This window comes from Janibacter zhangyanbonis (assembly GCF_050507325.1).
Taxonomy (GTDB): Bacteria; Actinomycetota; Actinomycetes; order Actinomycetales; family Dermatophilaceae; genus Janibacter.
This window is the reverse complement of record NZ_CP191481.1, coordinates 1475421-1497487: the sequence shown is the minus strand read 5'-3', so window position 1 is coordinate 1497487 and position 22067 is coordinate 1475421. Positions and strand designations below refer to the sequence as shown.

The 22067-nt window shown below is 73.6% G+C and carries 21 protein-coding genes and 1 riboswitch; of the genes, 4 read left to right on the top strand and 17 right to left on the bottom strand.

What is annotated here, in order from left to right:
* Positions 1 to 50 precede the first annotated feature (50 nt).
* The 4 genes from ACQBJO_RS07300 to ACQBJO_RS07285 form a co-directional block, all read right to left on the bottom strand.
* On the bottom strand, positions 51 to 410 hold the full coding sequence (locus ACQBJO_RS07300) for a DUF4440 domain-containing protein (protein WP_421008549.1): 360 nt from the start codon (positions 408 to 410) through the stop codon (positions 51 to 53).
* A gap of 136 nt (positions 411 to 546) precedes the next feature.
* Positions 547 to 4290, bottom strand: coding sequence for a DNA polymerase III subunit alpha (locus ACQBJO_RS07295; RefSeq protein ID WP_421008550.1), 3744 nt, complete (start codon positions 4288 to 4290; stop codon positions 547 to 549).
* Positions 4287 to 4814 (bottom strand): SAV_6107 family HEPN domain-containing protein, encoded by a 528-nt coding sequence (locus ACQBJO_RS07290; protein ID WP_421008551.1) that lies wholly within the window; start codon positions 4812 to 4814, stop codon positions 4287 to 4289. Before ACQBJO_RS07290 ends, ACQBJO_RS07295 begins: the two co-directional genes overlap by 4 nt.
* A 6-nt stretch (positions 4815 to 4820) precedes the next feature.
* Positions 4821 to 5138: a DUF6504 family protein gene (locus tag ACQBJO_RS07285; protein WP_421008552.1), complete on the bottom strand. Its 318-nt coding sequence runs from the start codon at positions 5136 to 5138 to the stop codon at positions 4821 to 4823.
* Positions 5139 to 5299: 161 nt separating this feature from the next.
* Between ACQBJO_RS07285 and ACQBJO_RS07280 the strand changes: the two genes are divergently transcribed.
* Positions 5300 to 6385, top strand: coding sequence for a polyprenyl synthetase family protein (locus ACQBJO_RS07280; RefSeq protein WP_255186332.1), 1086 nt, complete (start codon positions 5300 to 5302; stop codon positions 6383 to 6385).
* 3 nt (positions 6386 to 6388) lie between these two features.
* On the opposite strand, the gene ACQBJO_RS07275 is transcribed toward ACQBJO_RS07280, so the two are convergent.
* Complete coding sequence (locus tag ACQBJO_RS07275; RefSeq protein ID WP_421008553.1) at positions 6389 to 6766, bottom strand: Rv2175c family DNA-binding protein; 378 nt, start codon at positions 6764 to 6766, stop codon at positions 6389 to 6391.
* Between the two features lie 206 nt (positions 6767 to 6972).
* On the opposite strand from ACQBJO_RS07275, the gene ACQBJO_RS07270 reads away from it, so the two are divergent.
* Together ACQBJO_RS07270 and pknB are read left to right on the top strand one after the other, a co-directional pair.
* Positions 6973 to 8115, top strand: a complete 1143-nt coding sequence (locus ACQBJO_RS07270) for a LysM peptidoglycan-binding domain-containing protein (RefSeq protein ID WP_421008554.1) — start codon at positions 6973 to 6975, stop codon at positions 8113 to 8115.
* 35 nt (positions 8116 to 8150) lie between these two features.
* The gene (pknB, locus tag ACQBJO_RS07265; RefSeq protein WP_421008555.1) at positions 8151 to 10100 is read left to right on the top strand and encodes a Stk1 family PASTA domain-containing Ser/Thr kinase; all 1950 of its coding nucleotides are present in this window, start codon (positions 8151 to 8153) and stop codon (positions 10098 to 10100) included.
* A gap of 82 nt (positions 10101 to 10182) precedes the next feature.
* On the opposite strand, the gene ACQBJO_RS07260 is transcribed toward pknB, so the two are convergent.
* The 7 genes from ACQBJO_RS07260 to ACQBJO_RS07230 form a co-directional block, all read right to left on the bottom strand.
* Positions 10183 to 11028 carry an ABC transporter ATP-binding protein gene (locus tag ACQBJO_RS07260; protein WP_421008556.1) on the bottom strand — a complete coding sequence of 282 codons (846 nt, stop codon included), beginning with the start codon at positions 11026 to 11028 and terminating at the stop codon, positions 10183 to 10185.
* The gene (locus ACQBJO_RS07255) at positions 11025 to 12068 is read right to left on the bottom strand and encodes an ABC transporter substrate-binding protein (RefSeq protein WP_421008557.1); all 1044 of its coding nucleotides are present in this window, start codon (positions 12066 to 12068) and stop codon (positions 11025 to 11027) included. Before ACQBJO_RS07255 ends, ACQBJO_RS07260 begins: the two co-directional genes overlap by 4 nt.
* Positions 12068 to 12667, bottom strand: coding sequence for an NADPH-dependent FMN reductase (gene ssuE, locus ACQBJO_RS07250; protein WP_421008558.1), 600 nt, complete (start codon positions 12665 to 12667; stop codon positions 12068 to 12070). Before ssuE ends, ACQBJO_RS07255 begins: the two co-directional genes overlap by 1 nt.
* Before the next feature lie 272 nt (positions 12668 to 12939).
* Positions 12940 to 13054, bottom strand: a riboswitch (SAM riboswitch).
* A gap of 398 nt (positions 13055 to 13452) precedes the next feature.
* Positions 13453 to 14805 carry a class II 3-deoxy-7-phosphoheptulonate synthase gene (locus ACQBJO_RS07245; protein WP_255186085.1) on the bottom strand — a complete coding sequence of 451 codons (1353 nt, stop codon included), beginning with the start codon at positions 14803 to 14805 and terminating at the stop codon, positions 13453 to 13455.
* A 64-nt stretch (positions 14806 to 14869) separates the two neighbouring features.
* On the bottom strand, positions 14870 to 15550 hold the full coding sequence (locus ACQBJO_RS07240) for a response regulator (protein WP_421008559.1): 681 nt from the start codon (positions 15548 to 15550) through the stop codon (positions 14870 to 14872).
* Positions 15547 to 16737, bottom strand: coding sequence for a MacS family sensor histidine kinase (macS, locus tag ACQBJO_RS07235; RefSeq protein ID WP_421008560.1), 1191 nt, complete (start codon positions 16735 to 16737; stop codon positions 15547 to 15549). Before macS ends, ACQBJO_RS07240 begins: the two co-directional genes overlap by 4 nt.
* Positions 16738 to 16740: 3 nt before the next feature.
* Positions 16741 to 17550 (bottom strand): lysophospholipid acyltransferase family protein, encoded by an 810-nt coding sequence (locus tag ACQBJO_RS07230; RefSeq protein WP_421008561.1) that lies wholly within the window; start codon positions 17548 to 17550, stop codon positions 16741 to 16743.
* Positions 17551 to 17658: 108 nt separating this feature from the next.
* Between ACQBJO_RS07230 and ACQBJO_RS07225 the strand changes: the two genes are divergently transcribed.
* On the top strand, positions 17659 to 18186 hold the full coding sequence (locus tag ACQBJO_RS07225) for a hypothetical protein (RefSeq protein WP_421008562.1): 528 nt from the start codon (positions 17659 to 17661) through the stop codon (positions 18184 to 18186).
* 6 nt (positions 18187 to 18192) lie between these two features.
* On the opposite strand, the gene ACQBJO_RS07220 is transcribed toward ACQBJO_RS07225, so the two are convergent.
* The 5 genes from ACQBJO_RS07220 to ACQBJO_RS07200 are packed head-to-tail and all read right to left on the bottom strand — an operon-like array spanning position 18193 to position 22066.
* The gene (locus ACQBJO_RS07220; protein WP_255186080.1) at positions 18193 to 18897 is read right to left on the bottom strand and encodes an endonuclease/exonuclease/phosphatase family protein; all 705 of its coding nucleotides are present in this window, start codon (positions 18895 to 18897) and stop codon (positions 18193 to 18195) included.
* Positions 18894 to 19880 carry an ROK family glucokinase gene (locus ACQBJO_RS07215; protein ID WP_421008563.1) on the bottom strand — a complete coding sequence of 329 codons (987 nt, stop codon included), beginning with the start codon at positions 19878 to 19880 and terminating at the stop codon, positions 18894 to 18896. Before ACQBJO_RS07215 ends, ACQBJO_RS07220 begins: the two co-directional genes overlap by 4 nt.
* Positions 19877 to 20836, bottom strand: coding sequence for an ROK family glucokinase (locus ACQBJO_RS07210; RefSeq protein WP_421008564.1), 960 nt, complete (start codon positions 20834 to 20836; stop codon positions 19877 to 19879). The genes ACQBJO_RS07215 and ACQBJO_RS07210 overlap by 4 nt, the downstream gene beginning before the upstream one ends.
* Complete coding sequence (locus ACQBJO_RS07205) at positions 20833 to 21153, bottom strand: hypothetical protein (protein WP_255186078.1); 321 nt, start codon at positions 21151 to 21153, stop codon at positions 20833 to 20835. The genes ACQBJO_RS07210 and ACQBJO_RS07205 overlap by 4 nt, the downstream gene beginning before the upstream one ends.
* Positions 21146 to 22066: an ArsA family ATPase gene (locus ACQBJO_RS07200; RefSeq protein ID WP_421008565.1), complete on the bottom strand. Its 921-nt coding sequence runs from the start codon at positions 22064 to 22066 to the stop codon at positions 21146 to 21148. Before ACQBJO_RS07200 ends, ACQBJO_RS07205 begins: the two co-directional genes overlap by 8 nt.
* Between the last annotated feature and the right edge of the window lies 1 nt (position 22067).

Here is a 22067-nt window from a genome sequence, read left to right as displayed (position 1 = left end):
GTCGAGGTACCTGCGACCGACTATCCGGTCGGGGATACCTCGATCCACCGTCAGGTGAGGAGAGTCCCCTGGTGATGGACCTGGCGCCAGCCGCCCTCTCGTGCGCACCAGATCGACGTGCGCCGCGCGCGGCGCTCTCCTTGGGCCGACGTCCACGAGACCCGGATGACGCCCGGTGCGATGACCCGGGCTCGCAGGTCGTCGATCTCGATGGTCGACGAGTCGGGGTCCGCGGACTCCGACTCGAGCATCGCAAGGATCGAGTCGCGGTCCCAGACCCGACCAGACGCCCCGACCTCCTCGAAGTCCGGGGCGATGAGGTCGCGCAGACGCCCGGCATCGGCCCGCGTCTGTGGCGACTGCAGCTCGCGCTCGAGGTCCAGGACCGTGATCAGCGCCAAGTCATCCATGTGGACATTCAAGTACAGGTCGCCACCAACACCCGCTGCGCCTCCCCGCTCGGGGTCGAGGTACCTGCGACCGACTATCCGGTCGGGGATACCTCGACCCAGGGCGAAGGGGGCTGACCCGGCCGGTCGACGCCCCTCAGTGGCCCGAGCTGCCGGGCGAGGAGTGCCACAGCTTGCGCGGGGGCTCGACGCCGGTGCCGGCGGGGCGGGTGTCGGCCCACGGCGACTGGCGGAAGCCCGACGCGTGGACGAGCACCCGGTGCCCGGCAGGCTGCTGGTGCGCGGCGTCGCGGGCGCGGGCGAGGTCGTCGGCCTCGTCGAGCGCGGCGTGCACGGCGGTGATGCCGCCGCGCTGCCAGGCCTCCCACAGCGTCGACAGCTCCCACGCGCCGGAGGCGAGCACCGAGACCCCGCGCGGCCCCGCGCGCCGGATCGTGCCGCGCACGAGGAGCAGCCAGGAGTGGAAGATCGTCGCCGCGTAGGGCCCCTGCACGTCCTCGAAGAAGGTCGCGTCGACCGGCCCGGTCGCGTCGTCGACGGTGAGGAAGACGACCCGACGCCCGGAACGGATCGGTGGGGTCTGGGTCGCGACCTTGACCCCCGCGGCGAGGATCTGGGCACCACTGCGCACCGAGAGCAGGTCGGCGCTGCGGGTCACCCCGAGCGCCTCGAGCATCGGCGCGTAGAAGTCCATGACGTGCCGCGAGGCGTCGAGCCCGAGGATCTCCAGCTCGGCGCCCACCTGGTCGGGCACGCTCATCTCGGGCAGGCCGACGCCCTCGCCGAGCTCCGGCGAGTCACCGAGGTCGAGGGTCAGCTGGCTCGCGACCGGGGTCGGCGTCGTGCTCGTGCGCACCTGCTGCGCCCCGGGCTGCCCCGCGGCCCACGCCGGCGCCTCGGACGACCGCCCCCGCGCACCCCGGCCCCGGGAGCGCCCGGTCGCCGTCGCCCGGGACCACCGGTCGAGCTCGGCGACGTGGAGCAGCAGGTCGCGCCGGGTCAGCCGCCCCCGGTGGCCGAGCCCCGGCCCACCGCGGTCGGCACCGGTGCCGTGGACGGAGTCGAAGGCCCCGACGAGGACGAGCCGCTCGACGACCGGCCGGCTCACCCGGGCCCGCTGCCAGAAGTCGGTGAGCGAGTCGAAGGGGGCCCCGGCGACGACGCGGGCGATCTCCCCTTCGCTCATGCCCTTGACGTCGGCCAGCGAGAGCCGGATCGCCCACGGCGACCCGTCGGGCAGGTCGGGGTCGTCCGGCACCCGGCCGGGGACGGGGGCGCGCTCGACGCGGTACTCCCCCGTGCTCGCGTTGACGTCGACGCCGAGGACCGTGATGCCGAGCGAGCGGGCCTCCTCGAGGAGCAGCCGCTTAGGGTACATGCCCGGGTCGTGGGTGAGCACGCCGGCGAGGAAGGCCGCCGGGTGGTGCGCCTTGAGCCAGGCCGACTGGTAGGTCGGCATGGCGAAGGCCGCCGCGTGCGCCTTGCAGAAGCCGAAGGAGGCGAAGGCCGCGAGCACCGCCCAGATGCGGTCGACGTCCTCCGGCGGGTACCCGCGGGCCGCGGCCGCCGGCCGCCACCACGCCTCGATGCGCTCCTGCCCCTGCGGGCTGCCCATCGTGCGGCGCACCTCGTCGGCCTGGGCGAGGGTCGCGCCGGTCGTCTCGGCGATGATCCGCAGCATCTGCTCGTGGAAGACGACGACCCCCTCGGTCTCGGCGAGCGCGGGCACGAGCCGGTCGTGGAGGAACTGCGGCCGGCTCCACCCGTGCCGCGCCTCGAGGAAGGGCCGGATCATGTCGGACTTCACCGGACCGGGGCGGAAGAGCGAGATGTCGATGATCAGGTCGTCGAAGACGGTCGGCGCGAGCTTGCCGATGAGCTCGCGCTGCCCCGGGCTCTCGATCTGGAAGCACCCGAGGGTGCGGGTCGTGCGGATCATCGCGAAGGTCGCCGGGTCGTCGAGGGGCACGTCGGACCGGTCGTCGAGGTCGACCCGCTCCCCCGTGACCCGCTCGACCTCGCCGACGGCGTGCGCCATCGCCGACTGCATCCGGATGCCGAGGACGTCGAGCTTGAGCAACCCGAGCGCCTCGACGTCGTCCTTGTCGAACTGGCTCATCGGGAAGCCCAGCCAGCTCGACTCGACCGGGGTGCGGTCGAGCAGCCCGCCGTCGGACAGGACCACCCCGCACGGGTGCAGGGCGATGTGCCGCGGCAGCCCGTCGAGCCGCTCGACGAGGTCGAAGAGCGTCGTCAGGCGGCCACCCTCGAGGCTGCGGGTGCGCAGCTCGGGCAGCTCGGCCATCGCCGAGCGCACGTCCTTGGCCCGGATGTGCGGGAAGGCCTTGGCGATCTCGTCGACCTCGGCCGGCGGCACCCCGAGCGCGGCACCGACGTCGCGGATCGCGTGCCGCGCCTTGTAGGTGTCCATCATCGACACGCAGGTCACCCGGTCGCGCCCGAAGCGCTGGAGGATCAGCTCGTACATCTCGGTGCGCCGCGCCGACTCGACGTCGATGTCGATGTCGGGCAGCTCGGCCCGCAGCGGCGAGCAGAAGCGCTCCATGAGCAGGTCGTGCCGGATCGGGTCGATCGCGCTGATGCCGAGCAGGTGGTTGACCAGACTGCCGGCGCCGGAGCCACGGGCGGCGACCCGCACCCCCGCGCCGGTGATGATGTCGACGACCTCGGCGACGGTGAGGAAGTAGGTCGGGTAGCCCAGCGCCTCGACGACGTCGAGCTCGTCGGCCAGACGCTCCTCGACCTGCCGCAGCACCGCCGGCGACGCGTCGGGGTAGCGCTCGCCGATGGCCGCCCGGCAGCGCTGCGCGAGCACCGCCTGCGGATCCTCGTCGGGGCGCAGCCCGAGGACGCGCGCCTCGGGCAGGTGCACCCGGCCGATGCCGAGGTCGCGGCGGTCGTCGAGCGCGCACGCCATCGCCGTGCGAGCCGTCTCCTCGAGCAGCGCCGCGGCCCGCTGCCGAGGGCTGGCGCAGGCGAAGCCACCGGCACCCCCGCCGAGGACGGCCGCGACCCGCTCGGCGCGCGCGGCCATCGTCGCGTCGTCGGCGAGGTGCCCGGCCGTCGTCACCCGGTCGAGGTGGCGGGTGTCGAGGACGACGAGGCGGCGGGTCGCGTCGAGGACGTCGGCGGTCGCCGCGTCCTGCGGGTGCAGGTGCCGCACGGCGGCGGTGAGCACGGCCGGGACCCCGCAGGCATCGGCGAGCCCGAGCAGGTGGGCCGCGTGCCCGGTCGAGGCCGGTGTGCCCGGCGGGCCACCGTGGTCGACGACCTCGATCGCCACGGAGCCCGGCGGCAGCAGCCGCTGCCAGGCGCGCAGCCGCTCGCGGGCGAGGTCGGGCCGGCGGGCGAGCAGCGCGGCGCCGACGTCGGAGGTCGGGCCGAGCAGGACGAGGAGCGGCGCGGGCTCGTCGGGTCCGGGCGCGGCGGCGTGCCGGGCGATCATCGCCGCGGTCGCCACGGCCTCGCCGCGCTCCCCCGTGAGGTGCACCTCGCTGACGAGCCGGCACAGCCGTGCCCAGCCGACCCCGTGAGGCACCCCGGCGCCGGCACCACGAGCGAGCACGGTGACCCGGGGGTGGCGCGGGTCGACCTGCGCGCCGCCGCGCACCGGGGTGCGCCGGGCACCTGCCGGGGCCCGGCCCCCGCCGTCGACGGCGAGGTCGACCCCGAGCACCGGCGCGATGCCCGCGGCGGTCGCCGCCCGGACGAAGCGCACCGCCCCGTAGAGCCCGTCGCGGTCGGTGAGGGCGAGCGCCGGCTGCCCGAGCTCCGCGGCCCGGGCCACGAGGTCCTCCGGTGTCGTCGTGCCATGACGAAGGGAGAAGCCCGACGCCACGTGCAGGTGGGCGAAGCTCACCCGGCCTCCCCCCTTCGCCGCATGTCCTTGAGGTCGTGCGCTTCGAGGTCGTGCGAAGGGGGGATGGCGACGAGGTCGGCGGTGACCCGGACCGGGGGCAGCCCGAGGGTGCCCGCCGCGATCCGCACGAAGTCCTCGCCCTGGCGCAGCAGGTCGTCGACCTCGCGCACGCTCATCGGCCCGGCCGCCCCGACGCCGGGGCGGGCGCCGCCCTCGGGCAGGACGGTCGCGAAGAAGTCGGCCCACTCGGTCAGCTCGGGCGCGACCCGCGGCAGCAGGCGCCACACGTCGACCGGGCCACGGGTGGTCCCACCGGCGCCGTGCCCGGGTGGTTCCACCGGGTCGGGCCGACCGCGGACGGTGAGGACCGCGGCGGCCGCCCGCAGCACGGCGAGCTTGGTGCCGGCGCTGCGCCCGACGACGGTGCGGGCCATGTGCGCGGTCGCGAGACTCTCGCCGGCGGCGGCGAGCAGGTCGAGCGCGGCGTCGAGGCGCTCGGGGTGCAGGGCGGGGACGGCAGCCATCGCGCCTCAGTCCTGGGTCCGCAGGAGGAGCCAGCCGGCCCCGCCCGACGTGCCGTCGCCGTCGACCCCGAGGTCGTAGACGCCCGGGCTGCTCGCCCGGCCCCGCTGGGCGCTCACCCGCCACACCTCACGGGCGAGCGGGACCTGCGCGAGCGCCCTCTCACCGGTCGAGCGCCACCACGCGTGCCGCTCCTGCCAGTGGTCGACGACCTCCGTCACCCGGTAGAGCCGCCCCCGCCACAGGAACTGCTCGGGGGCTCCGCCACCCGCCGGCTGCGGGTCGCCCACCCGCACCTCGATGGCCTCCTCGACGAGCCTGACCATGACCACTCCTTCTGCTCGAACACCTGTTCGAACAACAGTAGCCCGGGGTGCCGACACCCCGTCAACCCCGGCCACCCCGCCCGACGTAGGCTGGTCGCGACCCGGTGATCCGACCACGGACCACCGACACCCGCCCCGCCCCCTTCGTCACTGGAGCCCCCGTGCCGCACCCGCTGGACCGCGCCGACCTGCGCTCGCGCGTCCAGGCCCGCATCGACACCGAGCTCGACCGCTGGGGCGGCGAGCTCGCCGAGATCGGGCCCGACGTCGTCGACCTGACCACCCCCGTCCGTAGCCTGCTGCAGGGCGGCAAGCGGCTGCGCGCCGGCTTCGCCTACTGGGGCTGGCGGGCCGCCGGGCAGCCCGACGACGACGGGGCGATCACCCTCGCGGCGTCGATGGAGCTCTTCCAAGCCGCCGCGCTCATCCACGACGACGTCATGGACGACAGCGAGACCCGACGCGGCCAGCCGGCGCTGCACCGCGCCCTCGCCCGCTCCCACGCCGAGCGGGCCTGGCACGGCGACCCCGAGCGCTTCGGCACCGCCGGCGCGATCCTCGCCGGCAACCTCTGCCTCGGCTGGTGCGACGATCTCTACGCCGACAGCGGGCTGCCGACCGCGGCCCTCGCCGCCGCCCGTCCGGTCTTCGAGCGGATGCGCGGCCAGCTCATGGGAGGGCAGTTCCTCGACATCGTCACCTCGATGCGCCCGTGGCACGACCTCGCCGACGACGAGCGCATCGAGTGGGCCCGCAAGGTCATCCGCTACAAGAGCGCGAAGTACTCCATCGAGCACCCCCTGCTCATCGGTGCGACCGCCGGCGGCGCGAGCGCCGACGACCTCGCCGCCCTCTCCCGCTACGGCCTGGCGCTCGGCGAGGCCTTCCAGCTGCGCGACGACGTGCTCGGCGTCTTCGGCGACCCGGAGGTCACCGGCAAGCCCGCCGGCGACGACCTGCGCGAGGGCAAGCGCACCGTCCTCATCGCGCACACCCTCGCCGGTGGCGACGACGTCACCGCGACCCGGGTCGACCAGTGGCTCGGCGCGCCGGACCTGGGCACCGACGAGGTCGAGGCCTTCCGCGAGCTCATCGTCGCCACGGGTGCGCTCGACGCCGTCGAGCGCGACATCGCCGAGGGCGCACAGGTCGCACGCGATGCGCTCGAGCAGGCCACCGGCATCGCCGACGAGGCCCGCGAGGTGCTCGCCGAGCTCGTCGACGCGACGACGGCCCGCGCCACCTGAGGCCTAGGCCTCCTCCATCGCCCGGCGGCGCACCTCGGTCTTGAAGCCGGCGCGGATCGCCGCGATCGGGGTCGACCCACCGGGCAGCGTGTCGTCGTGGGCAAACATCCACTCGACGATCTCGTCGTCGGCGAAGGCATGGTCCGACAGGACGGTGAAGGTCCCCGCGAGCTCCGGCAGCGGCCCCTCCTCACCGAGGAAGTCGACCGGCACCGACAGCACCTTGCGCTCACCGCGACGCACCGCCACCAGCTGACGCTCCTCGAGCATGCGGCGCACGTCGCCCAGCCGCACCCCGAGGCGCTCGGCGACGTCCGGCAGGGTCAGCCACTGCGTCTCGTCGGGGGTCGGTCCAGGGGCCACGGCAGGGGTCTCGTCCACGCCCGCCAGTGTGTCAGCCGCCCCGGCCACGAGCGACGAAGGGGGCCCGCCACGCCGTTCATCCCGCCTCGGGCACGGATCTTCGGTACCGTCGACAGCGAAACCACATACGCCACACGAGTCACATGCACAACATGCGTCTCGGCACAGCACCTCACCCCGCTGCCCACCGGGCGTCCCCTGCGCCCCGAACATCGGAGTCCCCCTTGGTCCTTCCGCTCATCGTCCCCGTGCCGGCCACGCCCGTGGCCCCGACCGTCGACCTGACCGCCGAGACCACCACGCACGTCACCTCCTCGGCCGGCGGCCGCCACCACACCGTCCGCTCCGGCGAGACGGTCTACGACATCGCCGCCCGCTACCACGTCTCCCCCGGCGCCCTGCTCTCCCGCAACGGCCTGGCCGCCAGCGACTTCATCCACCCGGGCCAGCGCCTGACGGTGCCGGGCCGCTCCGGCGCGTCCTCCCCTTCGTCCACCGTGCGCAAGCCGGCCCGCTCCGGCCGCACCCGCGGCTACACCGTCCGCAGCGGCGACACCCTCTCCGGCATCGCCGCCCGCCACCGGATGAGCGTCGACCGGCTGCGCAGCCTCAACGGCCTCGGCCAGGGCTTCATCCACCCCGGGCAGACGCTGCGCGTCACCGGTGTCGCCGCCAAGCCGGCCAAGCGGGCGACGGCCCGCCCCGCCGCCACGTCGACCCACACGGTCCGCTCCGGCGAGACCCTCTCCGGCATCGCCGCCCGCCGCAGCATGAGCGTCACCCGCCTGGCGAAGCTCAACCACATCAGCACGAGCGACTTCATCCACCCGGGCACCAAGCTCAAGGTCACCGGCTCCGCGCCGCGCAAGGCCACCCCCGCGAAGACCTCGAAGAACACCTTCGCCGGCCGCACCTACGCCGACCACATCGTCTCCGCCGCCGACCGCAACCGCGCGACCCTGGCCTCCCGCGGTGTGCCGAGCCGCGACGAGACCCGGGCCAAGATCACTCGCATCGCCCGCCAGCACGGCGTCGACCCCTCGCTCGCCCTGGCCATCTCCTACCAGGAGTCGGGCTGGGACATGGGGCAGGTCTCCGTCGCCAATGCCGTCGGCGCCATGCAGGTCATCCCGAGTACCGGTGAGTGGACCTCGCAGCTGGCGGGCCGTGAGCTCGACCTGCTCGACACGGACGACAACATCACCGCGGGCGTGCTCCTGCTCAAGGTCCTGACCCAGCAGGCCGACACGACCTCCGACGCCATCGCCGGCTACTACCAGGGCCTCGCCTCGGTCGAGTCCCACGGCATGTACGCCGACACCAAGCAGTACGTCGCCAACGTCAAGGCACTCCGGACGCGGATGTGACGGGCTGACGAAGGGGGCGAACCTAGACTTTGGGCGTGACCACCGCATCCACGCACCCGCTCGTCGGCGACCTCGTCGACGGTCGCTACCGCGTGCTGCGGCACCTCGCCGACGGCGGGATGGCCACGGTGCTGCTCGCGACCGACACCCGGCTCGACCGCGAGGTCGCGCTCAAGGTCATGCGTCCCGACCTCGCGGCGGACGAGACCTTCGTCTCCAGGTTTCGTCGTGAGGCCCGCTCGGCCGCACGGCTGAGCCACCCCAACGTCGTGCCCGTCTTCGACCAGGGCGAGGACGGCGGTCAGGTCTTCCTCGCCATGGAGTACGTCGAGGGCCGCACCGCGCGCGCCGTGGTCGACGCCGAGGGCGCGCTCACCGTCCGCGCCGCGCTCGACGTCCTCGAGCCGGTGCTCACCGGGCTGGCCGCGGCCCACGAGGCCGGCTACATCCACCGCGACGTCAAGCCCGAGAACATCCTCATCCCCGACCGGGGCGCCATCAAGGTCGCCGACTTCGGCCTGGCCCGGGCGGTCACCTCGCAGACGACGACCGCCGAGGACGGGGTGCTCTTCGGCACCGTCGCCTACCTCTCCCCCGAGCAGGTCGAGCGCGGCATCGCCGATGCCCGCAGCGACGTCTACGCGTGCGGGCTGATCCTCTTCGAGCTGCTCACCGGCGGGCGCGCGGTCGACGGCGAGTCGCCGATCCACGTCGCCTTCCAGCACGTGCACGGGTCGGTGCCGCTGCCGTCGGAGCGGGTGGCCGACCTGCCGTCGGAGCTCGACGACCTCGTCGCGCTGGCCACCGCCCGCGACCCCGACGAGCGTCCGCGCGACGCGGGCGCCTACCTCGCCGAGCTGCAGCGCGTGCGCGCCGGCCTGTCGGCCCAGGAGCTGGACCGACGGCCGCAGGTCGTCCCCTCCGACGAGGGCGACGACAGCGGCCGCACGTCACGAGGTGGCGCCGCGCGTGGCAGCGGCGCGGCCGCGACCGTCGCGCACCCGCGCCCCGAGCGGACCCAGGCGATCCGGACCGGCGACGGCGGTGGTGCTGCCGGAGGCGGTGCCTCGACGACCGCAGCGGACCTCCCTTCGACCCGGAAGCGGTGGCCGGCAGCCCTTGCCGCACTCCTGCTCGTCGCCGCGCTCGCCGTCGGCGGCGGCTGGTGGTGGACGCAGGAGGGGCCCGGCAGCACGGTCCTCGTCCCCGACGTCACCGGCCTCTCCCGCGCCGACGCCGAGGCCAGCGTCACGCAGGACGGCGACCTGTCCTACGTCGAGTCCACGGCCTTCGACGAGCAGGTGCCCAAGGGCGAGGTCATCACGTCCAACCCGCCGGTCGGCACCGAGCTGTCGAAGGGGTCCGACGTCACCGTCGTCGTGTCCAAGGGTCCCGAGCGCTACGAGGTCCCCGACCTGGCGGGCCGCACCGCAGCGCAGGCCAGGACCTCGCTCGGCTCCCGCCACCTGGCGCTCGGCACGACGACCGAGGCCTACGACGACGAGGTGCCGGCCGGCGAGGTCGTCTCGACCTCGCCGGCCGCCGGCACCGAGGTCAAGCGCGACGCCAAGGTCTCCCTCGTCGTCTCCAAGGGCCCCGAGCCGGTGGCCGTGCCGACGGTGACGGGGCAGGGCGCCGAGGCCGCGACGACCGCGATCGAGAAGGCCGGGCTCGAGGCCACCCGCGCCGACGACGCCTACTCGACGACCGTGCCCAAGGGTTCGGTCATCAGCCAGTCCCCCAGCAGCGGCACCCTCCTTCCCGGTGAGACGGTGACGATCACCGTCTCCAAGGGCCCGGAGATGGTCGCCGTCCCGTCGGTCGAGGGCCTGAGCCGCTCTGCGGCGACGAGCAAGCTGCAGGCGGCGGGCTTCAAGGTCTCGGTCCAGACCTTCCTCGGCGGGCCGCTCGACGAGGTGCGCGCCTCGCGCCCGAGCGGCGGCACCGCCCCCAAGGGCTCGACGGTCACGATCCTCGTCGTCTGACGCCGTCAGGTGGCCGCCCGGTGCCACACACCCACACCTCCGCCGGTGCCGTGGTGGGCTGGGACAGGGTCGCGGTGCTCATTCAGGCCGCCTTCTCGGTGCCGTCGGGCTGGATCTTGGAGTGGCCGGCGCGGCGGGCGCGCTCGACCTCGTCGTGCAGCAGGCTCCAGACCTGGTGCCGGTAGGAGACGAAGTCGGGGTCGGAGCGCAGGTCCGTCGCGCCCTCGCGGTCGCCGAGGTCGACGTCGACGACCGCCTTGAGGCGTCCGGGCCGCGAGGAGAGGACCGCGACGCGCTGGCCGAGGTAGACCGCCTCCTCGATGCCGTGGGTGATGAAGACGGCCGTCGTCCCGGTCGTGCGCCAGATGCGCAGCAGCTCGTCCTGGAGCTGCTCGCGGGTCTGGGCGTCGAGCGCGGCGAAGGGCTCGTCCATGAGGAGGATCCCCGGCTCGTAGGCGAGGCTGCGGGCGATCGCCACCCGCTGCTTCATGCCGCCCGAGAGCTCGTGCGGCAGCCGCTCCTCGAAGCCCTCGAGGCCGACGAGCGCCAGGTAGTGACGGGCTCGCTCGGTGCGCTCCCGGCGGCTGAGCGGCAGCTGCTCGAGGCCGAAGGCGACATTGGCCAGCGCCGTGCGCCAGGGGAAGAGGGCGTACTGCTGGAAGACGATCCCGCGGTTTAGACCGGGTCCGGTGACGGCCTCGCCGTCGACGAGGACCTGGCCGCTCGTCGGGGTGCTCAGCCCGCCGAGGAGGTCGAGCAGGGTCGTCTTGCCCGACCCGCTCGGGCCGACGAGGGTGAGGAACTCCCCCGCCGGGACGGTGAGGCTGATGTCCTCCAGGGCCCGCAGCACGCTCGCGCGGGGCTGGTCCTTCGTCGGGCGGACGACGAACTCCTTGGTGACGTGGCGCAGCTCGATGCTCGAGGTCATTTCTGCTCCCCCTTCGCGAGGTCGTTGTACTCGTTGGTGTAGAGGCTCGAGGGGTCGAGGTCGGCCCGGTCGACGATCCCGGTGCTCTCGAGCCAGGCGGCCCACTGGGTGAAATCACGGTCGGTGACGACTCCCCCCTTCGCCGGGACGCCGGTGCTCTTCCAGAAGCGGACGTTGTCCGTCGTCTCGTTGCGGTCGCGGCCCTCGATGATCCGCTCGAAGCGGGCGATGACCTGCGCGCGCGGTGTCCGGCGGGCCCACTCGATGGCCTTGGAGACACCCGTCGTGAAGTCGCGGACCGCGTCCGGGTGCTCGGCGATGAAGTCGTCGCGCAGGACGTACTGACCGCCGTTGAGCTCGCGTCCGAGGACGTCGACGTCGCGGATCAGCTCGCGGATGTCGTCCTGGGCCTTGGCCCGGTCCTGCAGGATCCCGCCCAGGGCGCCGACATCGACCTGCTTTCGGCGGATCGCCTCCTCGGTGTCGTTGGGCGGCAGGACGACGAGCTGCACCTGCTCGATCTCGGCGGCGCTCAGCCCCGCCTTCGTCAGCCAGGTCTCGACGAAGGCCTCGGCGTGGGCACCCAGGGTGTTGACGGCGATCTTCGCGCCGACGAGGTCCTTCGGCCCACGGATCCTGCTGTCCTTGCGCACGTAGAGGCCCTGGTAGGAGGTCTCGTCCGAGCCGTAGTAGTTGATGACCGCGGTGATCGGCGAGCCGGCCCCGGCGAGCTTGACGACGGCCCCGGAGAAGGCGCCACCCACGTCGGTCTGGCCGGTCGCGACGGACTGGATGTCCTGCGGACCGCTCACCGTGGCGCCGACGTACTCGAGGGTGACCTTGCTGAAGTAGCCGAGGTCGTCGGCGAGCTCGGGGAAGGTGACGTTGTTGGCGCTGCCCTGGTAGCGGAAGGTGACCTTGCCCCCGGGCGCGGTGCCGGCGGCATCGCTCGACGGCAGGGCGCAGCCGGCGAGGGTGGAGGTCGTGGCGATACCGGCGAGGCCGAGCAGGACGGTGCGGCGGGAGGTGAGCGCGCTCATCAGGCCACCGCCACCGAGTGCGCGAAGAGCTCACCGCGGTGCGCCGCATCAGCGGCCGCGACGAGCGAGCGGCCGGCGACGGCATCGAGGAAGACGCGGGTGACCTCGGCGAGCGGACCCGCCGCGGAGTCGGCGATGCTCACCTCGCCGTCGTCGTACCGGGTGACCTCGGAGGCCAGGACGAACCACCCCGGCGTGATCGCACTCGGCGCCAGGCTCGCCAGGACCGGCCGCAGGGCGTAGTCCACCGCCAGGACGTGCGCGGGACTGCCGCCGGTGGCGATCGGCAGGACCACCTTGTCCTTGAGCCCGGTCTGCGGCAGGAGGTCGAGGAAGGCCTTGAGCAGTCCGCTGTAGGCCGCCTTGTAGACCGGGGTCGAGACGATCACGGCGTCGGCCCGCTGCAGGGCGCAGGCGGCCCGGGCGATGTCGTCGTGCTCGGCGTCGGCCCGCAGCAGCGGCTCTGCGGGCAGGTCCCGCAGGACGATCGGGTGCACGACGTGCCCGGCGCGCTGGACCCGGTGGGCGAGGTCGCCGAGCACGGCTTCGGTGCGGGAGGTGGTCGAGGGTGAGCTGGAGATCGTGGCGATGACAGCCATGGGGGTGCCTTTCGATGGGCAGGTGGGTACGACGGATCGACGGCTGACGAAGGGAGGTCGTCACCGCGGTGGGAGTGGGAGGGTGCGTGAGAGCCCTGAGGTCGGCCAGGGGTGCGCATTGCCGTTGGGCAATGCGGATTCAGGTCAGCGACAGAGGGCGCTGTTGACCCGCAGGAGGTCGACGTGGCGCCGCAGCGCCGGACGCAGCGACCGCGGCGCGGTCGGGGCGGTGGTGCTCATGGGGAGTCCGTCCTGTCATGAGGCCGGTGAGTGCCTCGCGCTTGCTCCGGCCGCGACGGCAGGAGCCAGGTCCTCACCCGGAGCACCCCACCGCGAGTGGAGGGTTGCCGCCCAGCAAGCCGGGGCTTGACGCTGGATCTCGTGACCTGATGACGAACCTACGCAGAACTATCTCCTACTGCAAGAGAAGGAGATGGGCGTCTCGCCATCCGGGACACCAATCCCCTTGCCCCGCAACGAGACCGCCCACGACGAAGGGGAGAGCCCGCCCGGGTTGGGTTGTGTGGTCAACCGGTAGCGCCGGGTGCCGGAAGCGCCCGGTGAGCGCCGCCGGCTCGCTGAACTCCCGGTTCAACACACAACCATCAGCACGACGAAGGGGGGCGCCGCCGCCAGCACGACGAAGGGTGGGGTCGACGCGAATCAAGGAAAAGTCCGGACTGCCTGCGCCTCGTGAGAGGCAGACCAGGCGGTCCGGACTTTTCCCCAGCGTCGACCCCACCTTCGGCGGGCGGCCCTGTCTTCGGCAGGACGAACGAGAGGGCTCAGCCCTCGCTGAGCATCTCCGCGGTGAGGAAGGCCAGCTCCAGGCTCTGCTGGTGGTTCAGCCGCGGGTCGCAGACGCTCTCGTAGCGCTTGTTGAGGTCCTCGTCGAGGATGCGCTCGGCGCCGCCGAGGCACTCGGTGACGTCGTTGCCGGTGAGCTCGACGTGCAGGCCGCCGGGGACGGTGCCGAGCGCGCGGTGCACCTCGAAGAAGCCGCGCACCTCGTCGACGACGTCCTCGAAGTCGCGCGTCTTGAAGCCCGACGCCGACTCGAAGGTGTTGCCGTGCATCGGGTCGCAGATCCAGGTGACCATCGCGCCGGAGTCACGCACCCGCTCGACGATGCGCGGCATCGCCTCGCGGATCTTGCCCGCCCCCATCCGGGTGATGAAGGTCAGGCGGCCGGGCTCGCGGTGCGGGTCGAGCAGGTCGATGATGCGCAGCAGCTCGTCCGGGTCGGCCTTGTCGGAGACCTTCATCCCGATGGGGTTGCGGATCCGGCTGACGAAGTCGAGGTGCGCGTGGTCGATCTGCCGGGTGCGCTCGCCGATCCACAGGAAGTGCCCCGAGGTGTCGTAGAGGTCGCCGGTGCGCGAGTCGACGCGGGTCATCGGGCGCTCGTAGTCCAGGAGCAGCGCCTCGTGCGCCGACCAGAACTCGGTCGTCTTCATCGCGTCGAAGTCGACGTCGCACGCGGCCATGAAGCGCATGGCCTTGTCGATCTCGCGGGCCAGCCCCTCGTAGCGCCGGTTGGCGGCGTTGGAGACGAAGCCGACGTTCCAGTCGTGGACGCGGCGCAGGTCGGCGAAGCCGCCCTGGGTGAAGGCCCGCACGAGGTTCAGCGTCGCGGCGCTCGTGTGGTAGCCGCGCAGCAGCCGCTCGGGGTCGGGCTCGCGGGACTCGGGCGTGAAGGCGAAGTCGTTGACCATGTCGCCGCGGTAGGCGGGCAGGGTGACGCCGTCACGGGTCTCGGTGTCCTTGCTCCGCGGCTTGGCGAACTGCCCCGCCATGCGGCCCATCTTGACGACCGGCATGCCGGCGCCGTAGGTGAGCACGGCGGCCATCTGCAGGATCGTCTTGATCCGGTCGCGGATGTTGTCGGCGGTCGCGTGGACGAAGGTCTCGGCGCAGTCGCCGCCCTGGAGCACGAAGGCCTCACCGACGGCGGCCTTGGCCACCCGGTCGCGCAGGTCGTCGCACTCCCCCGCGAAGACGAGCGGAGGATAGCTCCCGAGGGTCGCCACGACGTCGTCGAGAGCGGCCCGGTCGGGCCAGCTCGGCTGCTGGGCAGCGGGCAGGTCGCTGGCGATGGCGTCAGCGGCGGACGTGGAGGTGGGCACTGCGGTGGTCACCACCCAAGGATAGGTCGAGCCGCCACCGCACCGGCGACCCGTCCACCTGCAGGACGAAGGGAGGTCACTCCGGCTGGTCGAGACCCCGGCTGATCGCGAAGCGGGTCAGCTCCACGCGGTTGTGCAGGTGGAGCTTGCCGAGGATGTTCTGCACGTGGTTCTGCACCGTCCGGTGCGAGATGACGAGGTCGGCCGCGATCTCCTTGGCCGTCATGCCCATGGCGACGTAGCGCAGGATCTCGGTCTCGCGCTCGGTGAGCTCGGGCACCGGCGAGCTGCTCGCCTCCGGCTCGGGCGCGCTGCGGGCGCGGGTGCGCATCTCGCGGAATTCGCCGAGCACCAGACCCGCGAGGCCCGGGGTGAAGACTGCGTCCCCCGCCCCGGTCGCCGTGACGGCGTCACGGATCTCCTGCGGCGAGGCGGACTTGACGAGATAGCCGCTCGCGCCGGCCTTGACCGCCGCGAGCACGTCGTGCTCCTCGCCGCTCGCCGAGAGGATGAGCACCTTGGTCGCGAGGTCGCTGATCGCCCTGCACACCTCGTCGCCGCGCAGCTCCGGCAGGTTGAGGTCGAGGACGAGCACGTCGGGCGTCGTCGCGCGCGTGCGGCGCACCGTCGAGGGCCCGTCGGCGGCGGTGCCGACGACGTCGAAGCCCGCCTCCTCGAGGTCTCGCACGAGGGCATCGCGCCACAGCGGGTGATCGTCGGCGACGAGGACGGTGAGGGGGGCGCCGGGCTCGGTCATGAGGAGGAGCCTGCCATGTGCGTGGTCGGCACGGTGAGGGTCACCGTCGTGCCGCCGGTGGACGGCGAGCGCCAGCTCGCGTCGCCGCCGAGGTCGAGCATCCGCCCGCGGATCGAGCTGCTCGCGCCGAGCCGGCCCTCGTCGGCGGCCCGGACGAGCCGGTCGACGGGCATGCCGACACCGTTGTCGCGGACGACGACCTCGACGCCGGTCTCGTCGGCATCGAGCAGCACCCAGGCCCGAGCCCCGTCACCGGCGTGCCGGGCGACGTTGTCCAGCGCCGCGACGACGGCGGCCTCGACCTCACGGGCGACGAGCTGCGGCACCTGCACGGGTCCCGCGGGCAGGACCACCTCGACGGTGGCCGAGCGAAGTGAGGCCAGCCCGGCAGCGAGGTCACGGCGGTCGCCCTCGTCCGCCGGCACGGCGGTCGGCCCGGAGGTGGCCGGTTCGAAGCGGGTGATGAGGGTGCGCAGGGAGCGCTCCTGGTCGGCGGCGAGATCGGCCAGGGCCTCCCCTTCGCCGCCGATCTCACGACCTCGCCGGTGGATCATCGCCAGGGCCTGGAGCACCCCGTCGTGCACCTCTCGTCCGATGCGCTCGCGCTCGGCGAGCCGCTCGCTGATCGCGAGCGCCTGCTCGAGACGCTTCTGGCTCTCGCGGGCGAGCTGCACGGCGAGCCCGACGAGGATGCCGAGGATGTAGAGCAGGAAGATGTTGTGCCAGGTCAGCTGGCCCGGGTGCTCGGCCTGGACGAGGTTGGCGGCGGCGATGACCGTCGCCGCGAGGACCCCACCGCGGATCCCGGTGAGCAGCGCGCCGGCCATGACCGACGCGGCACTCCACACGCCCGGGACGGTCGAGATGCCGGCGCTGACCTCGACGGGGTCGTAGACCTCGCTCGTGAGGAAGATGCCGACGCACGCAATGGCCAGCTCGACGGCGATGGCGATGCGGGTCGGTCGCGGCAGCAGCGGCGCGACCACCGACCACACGAGCGCGACGACGAACCACGCGATGATCGGCCACCACAGCTCGACGTGACCGCGGTGGACGCCGACGAGCACGGCCGCGTAGACGAGTGCGACGAAGCGGTAGAGGGCTAGCCCCCGCCCTCCGGCGCTGTCGATGAGCGGCGACGGGTTGTAGTGCCGACGCAGCGCGCTCGCCCCGGGGTCGAGGACCACGGTCTACAGACCGTCCTTGCCCTCGCCGGACCAAGGGTTGCTGGCGTCGCCGGCGTCGAGGCCCTCCTCGAGCTCGGGCACGGCGCGGCCCGGACGGGCCGCCTCCTGCAGCTCGCGGGCGCGGCGACGGGCCTTGGTGAGCAGCTTCTCCTTCATCGACGTGGCGTACATGTCGACGTACTCCTGGTCGGACAGCTGCATGAGCTCGTACATGATCTCGTCGGTGATCGAGCGCAGAACGAAGCGATCGCCCTCCATGCCCTCGTAGCGGGAGAAGTCGAGCGGTGCACCGATCTTGACGCCGATGCGTCGGATGTTGGGGATGACCTGGCCGGTCGGCTGCGCCTTGTCGGTGTCGATCATCGCCACGGGGATCACCGGGACGCCGGCCGTCAGGGCCATGCGGGCGACGCCGGTGCGGCCGCGGTAGAGGCGCGAGTCGGGCGAGCGTGTGCCCTCCGGGTAGAGCCCGAGCAGGTCACCGCCCTCGAGGACGCGCAGGCCGGCGCGGAGCGCGGCCTCGCTCGCCTTGCCACCGCTGCGGTCGATCGGCAGCTGCCCGACCCCACGGAAGAAGGCCGCCGTCAGCCAGCCCTTGAGGCCCGGTCCGGTGAAGTAGTCGGACTTCGCCAGGAAGGTCACCCGGCGGTCGACGACCAGGGGCAGGAAGATCGAGTCGGAGAAGGAGAGGTGGTTGCTGGCGAGGATCGCCGGCCCCTCCTCGGGGATGTGCTCCAGGCCCTCGACCCATGGTCGGAAGAGCACCCTCAGCACGGGTCCGATGACGATCCTCTTGAGAATCCAGTACAGCACTGCTCCATCACCTCCAGATCGCTGCGAACTCTACGGTAACGACGGCCCCCGTGACGCGTGCCAGACTGTCCACGAGCGAGGACGAGCGGACGGACCGACGGAGCAGGCATGGTGGAGCGACAGCATCCAGACGAGGAGGACGTCGACGCGGCCTTCGCGTCGATCGTCGCCCGCTGGGACGACGAGCTGCCCCTGGCCGACACCCCCGAGCACGACCGCGCCGACGAGCCGCCGCGTCCGCTCCCACCTCGACGGCAGAGCACGGGCGACGTGCGCGACCACCTGCCCCGCACCGAGCCCGCGCGCGAGGTGCCGTGGCGCGTCGACCCGACCCACTCGGTCGCCGATGCGCTCCTCGGTCAGGACGACGACCCGGGCAGTGCCGACGACGGCGAGGGCTTCACCCCGCCTCCCCCGGCCCCGCTGCCGCCGCGCACCGACCGGCTCTTCTGGGGCGCCCTGCTCGGTCTCGTCCTCGGCCCGCTGATGCTCGTGTGGCTCGTCGTCGCCCGCCCGTCCGTGGGCGGCTGGGCGACCGCCGTGGCCATCGGCCTGGTCGTCGGGGGCTTCGTCTGCCTCGTCCTGCGCCAGCCCGAGAGTCGCGACGACGACCCGACGAACGGCGCCCGGGTCTGACCGGCGTCACTCCCCCGACGTGGCGGCGCCCGCCGGCAGCGGCGAGGTCTCGACGTCGACCCACACCGGCCGGTGGTCGGTCGCGGCCTTGAGGTCCTCCCACACCCACGGCACCTCCCGGTGCGGCAGCACCTCGACGTCGGGCGTGGCGAAGATGACGTCGAGCAGACGCTCGGGCGTCGCCGAGGGATAGGTCGGCTCCGTCGGGCTCACCGGCCGCATCGCCGCCCCGAAGAGCTGCCACGCCGCGCCGTCCTCCTGCTCGTTGAGGTCGCCGGCGAGCAGCGCCGGCCCGGGCACCGCCGCGAGCCGCTCCATGATGGCGCGGGCGTGGGCGAGGCGCTCGTCGGCGTCGAGGCTGAGGTGGACGCTGGCGACGGCGATCGAGGTGCGGCCGAAGGGGGCGACCCGGGTGATCGCGACGCCCCGCCGGTCGCGCCACGAGCGGGTCGGCAGGCGGTGGTGGGTCACCGACAGCACCTGGGTCCGCAGGTTGGTCAGCACGCTGGTCTGCCCGGCTCGCTGGCTGCGACCGGACCACACGAGTCCGCAGCGTTGCGCGAGGTCGGCGATGCGGTGGTCGACCGCACCCACCCACGGCACCTCCTGCAGGCACAGCACGTCGGGGTCGATGACCCGCACCGTGCGCGCGAGCGCCGCGACGTCGTCCTGGAGCCCTCGCAGGTTGTAGGAGGCGACGCGCAGGCTCACACCTGCTCCTCCGCCCCCAGGGCGGCCGCGCCGATGAGTCCCGCGTCGGGACCGAAGCGGGCCTCGACGATCCGTGCGGCCGGGCGGTAGCCGCGGCCGGTGAGCTGGCGGGCGAAGGTGTCGCGGGCCGGCCCGAGCAGCAGGTCGCCCGCAGCGCTCACGCCGCCGCCGATGACGAAGACCTCGGGGTCGAGGGCGGCCGCGAGGTTGGCGATGCCCACGCCGAGCCAGTGCCCGATCTCGGCGAGCAGCTCGACGGCGATGGCATCGCCCCCCTTCGCCGCCTCGGTGATCATCGGACCGGTGAGCGAGGCCGGGTCACCACCGACGTGGGCGAGCAGATCGGTCGCCATCGGCGAGTTGGCCATCGCCAGGCCGCGGGCCTCGCGCACGAGGGCATTGCCCGAGGAGTACTGCTCCCAGCAGCCGCGGTTGCCGCACTCGCAGCGCTGCCCGCCGGGCACGACCTGCATGTGGCCGAACTCCCCAGCGATGCCGTAGCGACCGCGCACGAGGTGGCCGCCGACGAGGATCGCGCCGCCGATGCCGGTGCCGAGGGTGATCATCACCGCGTGGGTGGTGCCGCGGGCGGCGCCGAAGCGGTGCTCCGCCCACAGCGCGGCGTTGGCGTCGTTGTCGATGGAGATCGGCAGGTCGAGGCGGGCGCCGAGCGCCTCGCGCAGGGGTTCGTTGCGCCAGGACAGGTGCGGGGCGAAGACGACCGTCGAGCGGTCGGCCGCGACGAAGCCGGCGGCACCCACCCCGACGGTGCCCGGCGGCGTCACGCCGGCGTCCTCGGCGAGGTGGCGCAGCTCGTCGACGACCTCGACGATCGTGTCCTCGACGACCCGCGGTGCGTTGGAGCGGTCGGGGGTGTCGCGCCGGGTGCGCACGAGGATGCGTCCCTCGCCGTCGACGACGCCGCCGGAGACCTTGGTCCCGCCGATGTCGATGCCCAGGCTCGTCGCGTCGCCCGTCGTCACGTGCTCGCCTCCCGGGCGAGGGTCGCCGCCCCGACGATGCCGGCGTCGTTGCCGAGGGTGGCCCGCACGATCTCCGGCGAGGGCCGGTTGCCCCGGCCGATGAGGTGGCGGGCGAAGGACCTGCGCGTCGGCTCGACGAGCAGGTCACCGGCGTCGGCGACCCCACCCCCGATGACGACGAGGCCGGGGTCGAGGACCGCGCAGATCGAGGCCAGTCCCTGGCCGAGACGGGTGCCGAGGTCGTCGAGCAGCTCGATGCTGGCGCCGTCGCCTGCCTGGGCCAGCTCGGTGACGTCGCGGCCGGACAGGGCCTCGGGGTCGCCGCCGCACCGCTCCCGCAGGGCGGCACCCAGGGGCGAAGGGGAGGTCACCAGCTCGCGGGCGGTGCGGACCAGGGCGGTGCCCGAGGCGAAGACCTCGAGGCAGCCGGTGTTGCCGCAGCCGCACCGGGGTCCGCTCGGGTCGAGGGCGACGTGGCCGATCTCGCCGCCGATGCCGAAGGCACCGCGCAGCAGGCGGTCGTCGACGATGCAGCCACCACCCACGCCCGTGCCGACGGTGACGAGCACCATGTCGTCGTGCTCGCTGCCCGCGCCGTGGCGGTACTCACCCCACGCGGCGGCATTGGCGTCGTTGTCGACGACGACCTCGCGACCCACCGCGGAGCCGACCGCGTCGGCGAGGTCGAGGTCGCGCCAGGGCAGGTTGGGGGCAAACCACACGTGGCCGGCCCGGGCGTCGACGAAGGCCGCGCAGGCCATGCCGACGCCGACCGTCGGGCCGTCGGCGGCGGCCTCGAGGGTGCGCACGAGCTCGGCCGTGGCCTCGATGATCGCGTCGGTGTCGTCGGCGGGCGTCGCGACCTGCTCGCGCCCGGTGATCCGGCCTGCCTCGTCGACGAGGGCGCCGGCGATCTTGGTCCCCCCGATGTCGATGCCGATCGCGCTGCCGCTCATGCCCCGCTCACCTCTCCGCCGCTCTGCTCGGCCTCGTCGTCGTGGACCGCGATGCGTTCGCCGCGAGAGCGCAGCGGCACGTGGGGTGGCGCCTCGTCGAGGGTGACCCCGAGGGCACCGGCGACGGTGTCGGAGCCGAAGGCCGCCCGGGTGATCGCCTCGGCCAACATGCTCGCGCCGGTGAGGGCGCGTCGGGTCGTCGCGTCGTCGAGGTGGCGCAGGTCCTCGCCCAGGCCCTCGAGGTCGACCTCGGAGAGCACGCGCAGCAGCTGGACGACGACGTCCTGGGGGTCACCGTGCAGGTCCTCGTCAGCCACGCGGCCACACCGCCTCGTCGGGGGTCATCGTCACGGTGAGCACGCCGTGGGCGACGCCCGCGCGGGCGACGTCGCAGCGGCGCAGCACCGAGGGCAGCAGCACCCGACGGCTGCGCCCGGCGCACCCGAGGACGAGCTCGTCGTCGTGCCGCACGAGGTCGAGGTCGGCGGCGCGCACCCCGGGCAGCCCGATGTGCAGGCGCCAGGCGTCGCTGCCGTCGTCGGCACGCTCGACGCGCACGCCGGGGTCGCCGGCGGGGGCCGGCAGGTGCTCGACACCGGCCCCGCCCTCGGGATGGACGGCCGTGAGCGTCCGTCCCATGAGCGCGAGGAGCACCTCGGCGTCGGCGCGGCGCGCGGCGCCGACCGGCCCGGCGGGCGCGGCGAGGTGCAGGGTGGTCTCGCCGGGGTCGGCGAGAGCGGCGTCGAGCGCCTCGAGGAGGGCCGCCCCCTCGCGCAGCGCGGTGAGCACCGGCGGGTCGGGGTGCGGGAGGTTGCCGACGCCGTCGGGCGCGACGAGCACCTCCCAGCGGGCGATGACGGGGACGAAGGCGCTCATCGCGCGGGCCACCCGCTGGGGCGCGTCGAGCAGCCGGGCCACCTCGAGGTCGACCTCGAGGACGAGCTCGTGGCCGTCGCGCCCGGCCCGGTCGAGCTGGCGCGCCAGGCGGAGCAGGTCGGGCAGCTCCGGCGGCAGGATCCGCGAGACGAGGTCGGCGACGACGGGCGAAGGGAGGTCCAGCGCCGTGAGGAGCCGGTCGAGCAGGTCCTCGAGCGCGGTGACGACGGGGTCGGGCAGGCCGTCGTCGGGCGCCGGCCGCGCGACCACGTGGTGAGGGGTCAGCGCGGCGAGCACCCGTGAGGCGACGGCCGGACCGTGGTCACCGCCACCGACGACGAGGTGGGCGCGCACG

What these genes read in the sequence shown, in the direction of transcription:
- ACQBJO_RS07300 (WP_421008549.1), bottom strand. Translation starts at nt 410, where the DNA reads ATGGATGACTTGGCGCTGATCACGGTCCTGGACCTCGAGCGCGAGCTG.
- ACQBJO_RS07290 (WP_421008551.1), bottom strand. Translation starts at nt 4,814, where the DNA reads ATGGCTGCCGTCCCCGCCCTGCACCCCGAGCGCCTCGACGCCGCGCTC.
- ACQBJO_RS07285 (WP_421008552.1), bottom strand. Translation starts at nt 5,138, where the DNA reads ATGGTCAGGCTCGTCGAGGAGGCCATCGAGGTGCGGGTGGGCGACCCG.
- ACQBJO_RS07260 (WP_421008556.1), bottom strand. Translation starts at nt 11,028, where the DNA reads ATGACCTCGAGCATCGAGCTGCGCCACGTCACCAAGGAGTTCGTCGTC.
- ACQBJO_RS07255 (WP_421008557.1), bottom strand. Translation starts at nt 12,068, where the DNA reads ATGAGCGCGCTCACCTCCCGCCGCACCGTCCTGCTCGGCCTCGCCGGT.
- ssuE (WP_421008558.1), bottom strand. Translation starts at nt 12,667, where the DNA reads ATGGCTGTCATCGCCACGATCTCCAGCTCACCCTCGACCACCTCCCGC.
- ACQBJO_RS07240 (WP_421008559.1), bottom strand. Translation starts at nt 15,550, where the DNA reads ATGACCGAGCCCGGCGCCCCCCTCACCGTCCTCGTCGCCGACGATCAC.
- ACQBJO_RS07225 (WP_421008562.1), top strand. Translation starts at nt 17,659, where the DNA reads ATGGTGGAGCGACAGCATCCAGACGAGGAGGACGTCGACGCGGCCTTC.
- ACQBJO_RS07210 (WP_421008564.1), bottom strand. Translation starts at nt 20,836, where the DNA reads ATGAGCGGCAGCGCGATCGGCATCGACATCGGGGGGACCAAGATCGCC.